This is a genomic window from Ancylomarina sp. YFZ004, from assembly GCF_054254355.1.
In genome coordinates this window covers 49,448-58,163 of sequence record NZ_JBTCHQ010000020.1, presented here as the reverse complement: position 1 = coordinate 58,163, position 8,716 = coordinate 49,448, and the positions used below count along the sequence as shown (strand labels likewise).

The following is an 8,716-nucleotide window of genomic DNA, read 5'->3' as shown; positions in this document are numbered from 1 at the left end:
AGTATCGGGGCTGTCAAGACTTGTTCATTAACTCCACTTGATTTTGGTATTTTGTTTTTTTAAGCTCAAAACATGACTGTCACAGATTATCCTCAAAAAAAGGGTGTTAGTAAAAGCTTCTAATTTCACACAAGAAAAATTCTTAACTTATATCTAATTGATTTAAAATAGTCTATTTAAGCTCAGTTTGAGATGTTGGTATCTGATGCTATGGGCTTTAGACTAGCTTACTAAATCAAACTCAGAATTGGTAAATCTCTTTACCATTTTGCTTTATGTTTTATTAAATATAAATTAGATATGAATAAACATGTTAATCTTATTCAATTCCTGGGACTTCTTCTGTTGTTTTCGTTTACGACCGCTAAACTTTCAGCGCAGCAGCCTCAAATAAAGAAGAGAATTGCAGTTTTTGTTTTCGAAGATAAAACGGATAAAAGCTGGCGATGGTGGAATAATAAGGGAGTCGGAAATGGCGTCAGCGACATGCTGACCACTGCATTGGTTAAGTCAGGGAATTACAGGGTCATTGAACGAATGGAACTGGATAAGATCCTTAATGAACAGGATTTTGGACAGACTGGTAGAATCACAGCTCAAAGCGCAGCGAAAGTTGGTCAGGTATTGGGTGTAGAACTTGCCGTAATGGGTTCGGTATCGGAATTTGGTTATAAAAAAGGAGAAACCGGAGGGGCCATAAAAGGGATTGGGATTGGAGTTTCCAGCCAGTCTGCTACTGTTGGTATCGATGTTAGGATGGTGAATACGTCTACGGGGGAAATTGTTACTGCCGAAAATGTTAGAAAGCAAAAAGCATCTAAAGGTTTAAAGCTACGCACCAGAAAACTAGCTTTTAAGAGCCAAAAGTCATTTGATGAATCGTTAGTGGGTAAAGCTGCCCGCGAGGCTATAGAATCCATCGTAAGCATGATTAATAGCAGTGCAGATGATATTCCCTGGCAAGCTAAAGTGATCATCGAAAAAGCCGGGGTGGTTTTTATTAATTCCGGAGAAGCTGATGGTTTAAAAGTCGGAGATTCATTTGCAGTTTATAGCAAGGGAGAGGACTTAATTGACCCGGATACTGGTATTTCTCTTGGAAGTGTTGATTCCAAAATTGGAGTCATTAAGATCACGGATGCCAGCATTGGTAATGGAAAAGCCTCTAAATGCGCGATTGTTGAAGGCTCAGGCTTCACTAAAGGGAATTTTGTTCGCTTAGAGTGAATGTGTGCAGTTCCAAGGCAGCATTACAATCAAGTCTTTATTAGTCTTATAAGGAATAACTTATTTTTATTTATTCGAGGTGGTTCACAATGTGGATCACCTTTATTTTTGAATCATAAATGAAATGAATATCTTCAAGAGCTAATAAATACCAAATTAACATCAAAACCTATCTTATAAAATATTTTTTTTCAGCTATATCTTCGTTAAAAAAGATGCAACGTAACTCAACTATGTTTTACTTTTCTGCCTTGATCTAGCTAAAAATAATTCTATTTTATTTAAAGATACTTTTGAAATTAAATTGGTATAAAAGGATAAAGAAAGACTATGAAAATAATCTGTATCTCGGATACACATGGTAAGCATCAAGATGTAAAGTTGGCCCCAGCTGATATGATTATTCATGCAGGAGACATGAGTGAGATGGGGACTAAAGAGCAAATTATCGATTTTATAAATTGGTTCTCAACTCTTGATTATCAGTATAAAGTGTTGATTGCTGGTAACCATGATTTCTTTTTCGAGCTTGCCACATCGAAAGAAATAAAAAAGTTGATACCCGAGGGGGTAATTTATTTGATTGATTCTGGTATTGAAATTGAAGGCCTGAAAATATGGGGATCACCAGTTCAGCCCTGGTTTCGTAATTGGGCTTTTAATCGTAGTGAAAAAAGTATTCGTATACATTGGAATGAGATACCTGATGATACCGATATTTTAATTACCCATGTCCCTCCGCAGCATATTTTGGATAAAAATAGGAGAGCAGAGTCATGTGGTTGTCCACATTTAACAGCAAGAGTTAAAGAGGTGAAGCCACAATATCATATCTTTGGTCACATTCACGAAAGTTATGGGATGATTGAAAATAATGGGACGATTTATGTCAATTCGAGTAATCTGGATAATTTATACGAATATGCAAATCAACCCATCATAATTGATGTTAATCCATAATAAACATCTTATATTCAAGTTCAAATTAATATCTATAAGACACGCCTTAGTATGAAGGATCTAAAACCCAATAAGTTTATTTATAGCATCGTTGTACCGACACTACTTGCTGTAAGCATGTTTATAGTATCGTTTTATGTGATTATCATCCCTTTGTTTGAGCAAAGCATGATGGATAGAAAAAAGGAAACGATTTTGGAATTAACCAATACGGCATGGAGTGTTTTGGCGGAATATCAGGAGGCTTATAAGAGTGGATCCTTAACACTGGAAGAAGCGAAAAAGGCCGCTGCCGGGCAGGTTGGAAAGATGAGGTATGGGAAGGAGCAGAAGGATTACTTTTGGATTACATCGTCGAGTCCCGTTATGATTATGCATCCCTATCGATCGGACTTGAATGGTAAGGATATGTCTAATTTTGCAGATAATCACGAAAATAAGCTTTTTGTGGATGCGGCTCAATTGGTAAGAGAAAAGGGAGAAGGTACGCTTGAATATTATTGGCAATGGAAGGATGATGCGTCTAAAATAGTTCCAAAACTTTCGTATGTGAAAGGTTTTGAGGCATGGAATTGGGTGATAGGAACGGGGATTTATCTCGAAGATGTCAGACTTGAAATAAAGAATTTAAAGAAGTCCTTATTGAAGGTCTCTTTCGTTATCGTACTCTTAATGGTCATTATCTTCTTTTACATTCTACGACAGTCTAAGGCTATAGAGGATAAACGAGTTAAGGCTGAGGAGCAATTGAGGTTATCGATTCAAAAATACAAGAGTTTGGTTGATGCTTCAACGGAGGGGACTTTGATGCTGGTTAAGGGTAAAGTGGTGTTCACAAATATCAGATTCATCAGTCTTTTACAGGATGAGAACGATGCTTTGATTGGAACTGATTTTTCAAAGCTATTTAGAAAGAGCTGGGACGAAATGGTGGCAATGATAGCTAACCCCCAAATGACCTATACCTTCGAAACTGAATTGCTCAATGCAAAAGCAGGTATGGAGAATGTTGTGGTTTCAGCGACTCAGATTACACAATCGGGACAAATTGGCTATATTATTGCCGTTAGAAATGTAACGGAGCATAAACGTCTAAGATTGGACGCTCAAAAATTATCGGATGATATTCAATTGTCCTTGCAGTTGATGAATCAGCCTGTTCACAATTTGATCAACAAGAATGTGACTTGTAGCCTTAGTGATTCGGTTAGCGATGCTGCCAGAATCATGACCGATAATCGATCGAAGCTGATTTGTGTTAAGGAAAAGGACGAAATTATTGGTGTTGTTACCGATACGGATTTGAGAAGTCGGGTTTTGGCGAAAAAAGTTGCGGCTGATAAGCCAATTTATTCGGTGATGACCTCACCCGTAAAAACCATTAATCAGGATGCACTCTTGTACGAGGCGGTTTTACTCTTCGAACAAAAAGACATTACGCATTTGTTGGTTGAAAACAACTTCGGGGCTATTATTGGGAATATCAGTAATAAGCAATGTTTGGAAATGCAGCGCAATTCCTTAAGTTACCTAATTCGTGAGATTAACGCTTGTTTCATGATTAGTGATCTGAAACGCATTTACGATAAGCTCCCTGTATTAATTCAGGCTATTTTTACCAGTACCGATAATATCAATAGTATTTCGCGTACCATTACCTCCATAGCCGATGCCATTAACACAAGAATAATCGAAATGGCCTTGAAAGAAGTAGGTGAGGCTCCCTGTGAATTTGCTTTTGTGGCCATGGGAAGTGAAGGCCGTGGTGAGCAAACTCTAAAAGCTGACCAGGACAATGCTATTATTTTTGAAGTTCATACAGAAGAAAATAAAGATTACTTTTTACGTTTATCGGAGATTGTTAATGAAAACCTGCATGCCATAGGTTATTCTCGATGTAAGGGTGATTTAATGGCTGGCAATCCCGAATGGTGCAATGCACTTGATGTTTGGAAAGAGTACTTTTCAAATTGGATCAACAATCCGGATATGTCAAATGTTTTGGATAGTTCAATTTTCTTTGACTTGCGTTTAATTTATGGGAATGATCGCTTGATTAAGCAGCTGTTTGATCATGTGTATTCTACTTTGGATGGGAATACCACCTTTTTTAATCAACTTGCTAAGACCTTGATTCGACATAAACCGAGTATCGGTAAGAAAAAGGTTGACATTAAGCAATTTCTGCTACCCATTATTGGTTATTTAAGAATTCAGGCCCTTTATCATGCCCTATCTGAAACCAATAGTTTATTACGTCTGAATCAGTTGATGGCACTTGATGTTATTCCTGAAAAGAGGGGTGAGGAGATTGAAAAGAGTTACAACTTCCTGATGCATTTACGCATTAAGTGGCAGGTTGATCTCCTTCTTGATAATGACTTACCTGATAATTCTGTTTTGTTGAAGAACTTAACAGATATCGACAAACAAACCTTAAAAACAATAGGCATCGAAATTTCGAAACTTCAGGATGATTTACTGAGATCCTTTAAAGTTTCAGAGTACCAGCAATAAGATTCCGAATATAAATCACATAATAAAAGCTCTGTTTTACTAGATAAAATAGGGCTTTTATTAGATCTGGCTACCTGGTGTTTACTTCAGTATTCTCAAAAATGAAAGCCTATACTTTTTGTTCTATACGCACTTTAAATTGTGAAAAAAAATGAGATTAGATCTTTGTGATAGTATGAAATATGCTAAAAACACATTCTATCTTAAGAGGACAAAAATTAACGAAAACTCACTCTTTAGTTTTCTTCACATAATAGTTTTAAATATATCCGGAGCCATTCAACTATTGGGCGTGAATCCTATCCGCAAAAAAGGCGTTCATCAATCTCTCCAGGCTGCGGGATGGCTTGAGCAGAGAGCTCGATTTGCAATATTGAAGGCTAGTTTTTTTTGAACTCATCCACACAAGATCTAATTTGGAAAAATGATTATCTATTTAGATGAATTTCTTTTGTGTTTTCGTAAGTGATTCAACTTGACAAACTTGACAGATTTGACAAGCATGTTTTTTCATAAATGCTGTTAGCTTTGCTCACGATTTAAGTCTAAAAGGAGTGTTTTAAAATGGTAATATTAGAAAACTAGAGGCTTAATTGTGAATTAAATATATCTGTCGTGTTCTACTCTTAAAATTCATTGAGAATTTCATAAATAGAAATACTAAGTGATACTTTTAGATTGATGTAGAAGAAAACAAAAAAAAGGAAATAAGTATAAGCTGATGTGGGTGTTAGTCGTGCTTGAGTAATAAGGACTGATTCGATATTATTTTTTAATTTATTTCGATTTATATATTCAGATTATTAACAAAAAAAGAAAGTGATTATGTCAGTTACTCCCAGAAATTGGAAAAACACAAATGGAATAGCAGTAAATGATTTTGATAGTGAATCTTGGAAACAACATTGGATGGATTCTACTGGAAGATCATGGCCTAAAAAGTGCTCGGTTGCTTCATGCTCTAATGAACCAACTTTAGGTGCTCATGTAATTAATGATAAAGTTAATGGGGCGAAAATTGTTCCCATGTGTCCTTCTTGTTATAAACTGCATTCTTTAATTAATTTGAGTTATGGCATATCTTTAGTGAGTGCTGATATATTTGATCCCGTGATAAATGATCCGCTGGGAATCTTGTAAAATTCGGCAATAAATTCTTTAATGCTACAGCAAATTGCATTCGAAAAGGCTCTGTTTTACAGCTTATAATAGAGCTTTTTCAATTCTTGTTTCGCTGTTTTTATTTGGATAATAAAAATCCGTTACCATCTTCTTTAGATTATTGGATGTCTTCATAACATCCAGCTATTTAGGCATCAAATGAGAGCTTGACCTCCTTTTTGATAATGATTTGCCTGATAATTCTATATGACTGAAAAACTTAACTGATATCGTTAAGCAATCCTTAAAAAACAATAGATAGAGAAATTTCAAAACTTCAGGATGATTTATAGAGATCCTTTAAAGTCTCGGAGAATCAGCAATAGGGCTTCTTAAAGCATATATTACATATTCAGACCTGACTGGTTTTCAAAAATCGTTCAGGTTTTATTTTATTCTGCAAGTCAATTGAATTGAATGGATTATACTTATTAAATGAAAGAACCTTTAGAAAAGAGAGGATTTATTCGAAAAAATACGAGTCTAACATGCTAGTTTATATCAAAAAATGGTTTGTTTTGTATTATTAAATATTAAAATATCTATCATGATAAGAAAATACCTTCGGTTGATTGTTGCCGGAATTTTGTTTTTAGGATCTATTTTCCTTTTTGTTCAAGGAATGGTGTCATCGGGCATTTGGTCACTTTTAGTTTCAGGTTTATTCGTTTTATTCCACTTTAAGAATATAATTAACCTGATTGCCTTTTATTTTGTAAGAAAAAATAAGTTCGATAAAGCTGCAAGTATATTAGCTCGTGTGAAACATCCTGAAAGAATGATTAAAGGTCAGGAAGCATATCACTATTATCTTTCTGGATTGATCGAATCACAAAAACAAAACAATTCCAAGGCTGATAAAGCTTTCAAGAAAGCACTTAAAACGGGTCTTAGGGTAAAAACGGATCAGGCAGTTGCTAAATTGAATCTTTCTGGTATTGCTTTGGCTCAGAGAAATAAGACGCTGGCTAGACATTACTTAACAGAAGCAAAAAAGCTAGATAAGCAGAAACATCTATCAGCTCAGGTTAGAGAAATTGAAGCTATGATGAAACGTATCTAAGTTTTCGTAGTTTATAATATATATTTAGACCTAACAGATTTTAAATCTGTTAGGTCTTTTTTTTAAGGTCAAGGGAATAAGTCTAATTTACTAATGAACTTTAATGAGTTGAATATCGAAGATTAGAACCGATCCGCCAGGGATTGAGCCATAGTCGTCATTCCCATAAGCCAAATGAGCAGGGATCAGTAGAATACCTTCGCCACCTTCTTTAAAATATTGAATACCTTCTGTCCAGCCAGCAACAACCTCTGAAAGATTAACCTCGAACCTTTCGTTTTGATCGAAGGTATTGCCATTGGTTAGATAGCCCAAGTAAGCAATTGTTATATTCGAATCAGGACTTGGCTGTTTCCCTTCACCCTCTTTGGATACGACGTAATATAAACCAGAATCACTTTTCTTAGCATCCAGCTTATTTTTTTTGATATAAGCCTTTGTTTCTTCTTCATTTTGATGTTTATACCTGTACTTTTTCATATTCTTTGGTTTATAAAGTTTTCAATGGTTTCTAAATTTGTGTAAAGTTCATGATTTTATCCATAATAAGTGCAATTTCAAAAGGCGTAGTTGCAATTAATGCGCAAAAATTCGAAAATATTTAAGTTCTATTATAATTATGATGATCGGTTGGTGTTGTAAAATGATCAAAGTGGTATATACAAGATATCATTCAATTTTAAAGTGTAATAACACATACTCAAGTGTAAGAACAAGGTCTTTGTCGAAATTATTTATGTTGACAAACTTGACAGTATTAATATTAGTATATATTGTATAGGTTTGTTAGAGATCAATTTTGAGACTTTATAATTCAATTATCAGGGATTTAAAAGCAATCGAATACTAATGTTGTATAAAAGAAATTGATGTTGAGTAAGAATAAAAAATAACCCTAAATATTAAATAAATGGAATTAATTATCGAGAATCTTACTAAGACCTATAGTAATGGTGTTAAGGCATTAAACGATGTCAATATAAAAATTGGAACTGGTATGTTTGGCCTTTTGGGACCCAATGGTGCAGGTAAGTCAACACTTATGCGTACCATAGCGACCCTTCAGGAAGGTGATTCTGGAAGCATATTATTTGATGGCGTTAATATCATGGAAGATAAAATGACCCTTCGCAATTCGCTTGGTTATTTACCACAATCATTTGGTGTTTATCCTAAAATGTCGGCAGAAGATTTATTGATGCATTTTGCAGAACTTAAGGGGATTTCAAATAAGCAAGAACGAAAAGCTATTGTTGAGGCAGTGCTAGAACAGACTAACTTGACTGAAGCCCGTAAGAAACATGTGGCTGGCTATTCAGGTGGTATGAAACAACGTTTTGGTATTGCTCAGCTTTTACTTAATAACCCAAAACTAATTATTGTTGATGAACCAACTGCTGGATTAGATCCTGCAGAACGAAGTCGCTTTCTTAATGTTTTGCGCGAGATTGGAACCAATCACATTGTTATTTTCTCTACTCACATTGTAGAGGATGTTAAAGAGTTGTGTACCGATATGGCTATTATGAATGGCGGTGCAATTCTGACTCATCAAACCCCTAGAGAATCTGTTCAGCAGATCAAAGGAAAAATGTGGGCGAAGCGAATTGAACGTAGTGAGCTTAACGAGCACAAAGATAATTTTGAAATTCTGTCGAGTAAATTCAACGACGACAATAGCATGAATATTAATGTTTACTCTGAAACACAGCCCGGTGAATTATTTATTCAAAAAGAGGCCGATTTAGAGGATGTTTACTTTGTTGCACTAAAAAATGTAAACTAATC

General features: G+C 35.1%; 7 protein-coding genes. 6 read left to right on the top strand and 1 reads right to left on the bottom strand.

Annotated elements, in window-relative coordinates:
- Nucleotides 1-300: 300 nt before the first annotated feature.
- The 5 genes from ACXR6G_RS19815 to ACXR6G_RS19795 all read left to right on the top strand — a co-directional run bounded on the left by ACXR6G_RS19815 (nucleotide 301) and on the right by ACXR6G_RS19795 (nucleotide 6,928).
- Nucleotides 301-1,227 carry a CsgG/HfaB family protein gene (locus ACXR6G_RS19815; protein ID WP_458363191.1) on the top strand — a complete coding sequence of 309 codons (927 nt, stop codon included), beginning with the start codon at nucleotides 301-303 and terminating at the stop codon, nucleotides 1,225-1,227.
- 330 nt (nucleotides 1,228-1,557) lie between these two features.
- On the top strand, nucleotides 1,558-2,187 hold the full coding sequence (locus ACXR6G_RS19810; protein WP_458363190.1) for a metallophosphatase domain-containing protein: 630 nt from the start codon (nucleotides 1,558-1,560) through the stop codon (nucleotides 2,185-2,187).
- Nucleotides 2,188-2,238: 51 nt separating this feature from the next.
- On the top strand, nucleotides 2,239-4,704 hold the full coding sequence (locus ACXR6G_RS19805; protein ID WP_458363189.1) for a DUF294 nucleotidyltransferase-like domain-containing protein: 2,466 nt from the start codon (nucleotides 2,239-2,241) through the stop codon (nucleotides 4,702-4,704).
- A gap of 825 nt (nucleotides 4,705-5,529) precedes the next feature.
- Complete coding sequence (locus tag ACXR6G_RS19800) at nucleotides 5,530-5,844, top strand: hypothetical protein (protein ID WP_458363188.1); 315 nt, start codon at nucleotides 5,530-5,532, stop codon at nucleotides 5,842-5,844.
- Nucleotides 5,845-6,412: 568 nt separating this feature from the next.
- Nucleotides 6,413-6,928, top strand: a complete 516-nt coding sequence (locus ACXR6G_RS19795) for a hypothetical protein (RefSeq protein WP_458363187.1) — start codon at nucleotides 6,413-6,415, stop codon at nucleotides 6,926-6,928.
- Nucleotides 6,929-7,018: 90 nt separating this feature from the next.
- Here ACXR6G_RS19795 and ACXR6G_RS19790 read toward each other — a convergent pair whose 3' ends face one another.
- Nucleotides 7,019-7,408 carry an FKBP-type peptidyl-prolyl cis-trans isomerase gene (locus tag ACXR6G_RS19790; protein ID WP_458363186.1) on the bottom strand — a complete coding sequence of 130 codons (390 nt, stop codon included), beginning with the start codon at nucleotides 7,406-7,408 and terminating at the stop codon, nucleotides 7,019-7,021.
- Between the two features lie 430 nt (nucleotides 7,409-7,838).
- Between ACXR6G_RS19790 and ACXR6G_RS19785 the strand changes: the two genes are divergently transcribed.
- Nucleotides 7,839-8,714 (top strand): ABC transporter ATP-binding protein, encoded by an 876-nt coding sequence (locus ACXR6G_RS19785; RefSeq protein ID WP_458363185.1) that lies wholly within the window; start codon nucleotides 7,839-7,841, stop codon nucleotides 8,712-8,714.
- Nucleotides 8,715-8,716: the final 2 nt, after the last annotated feature.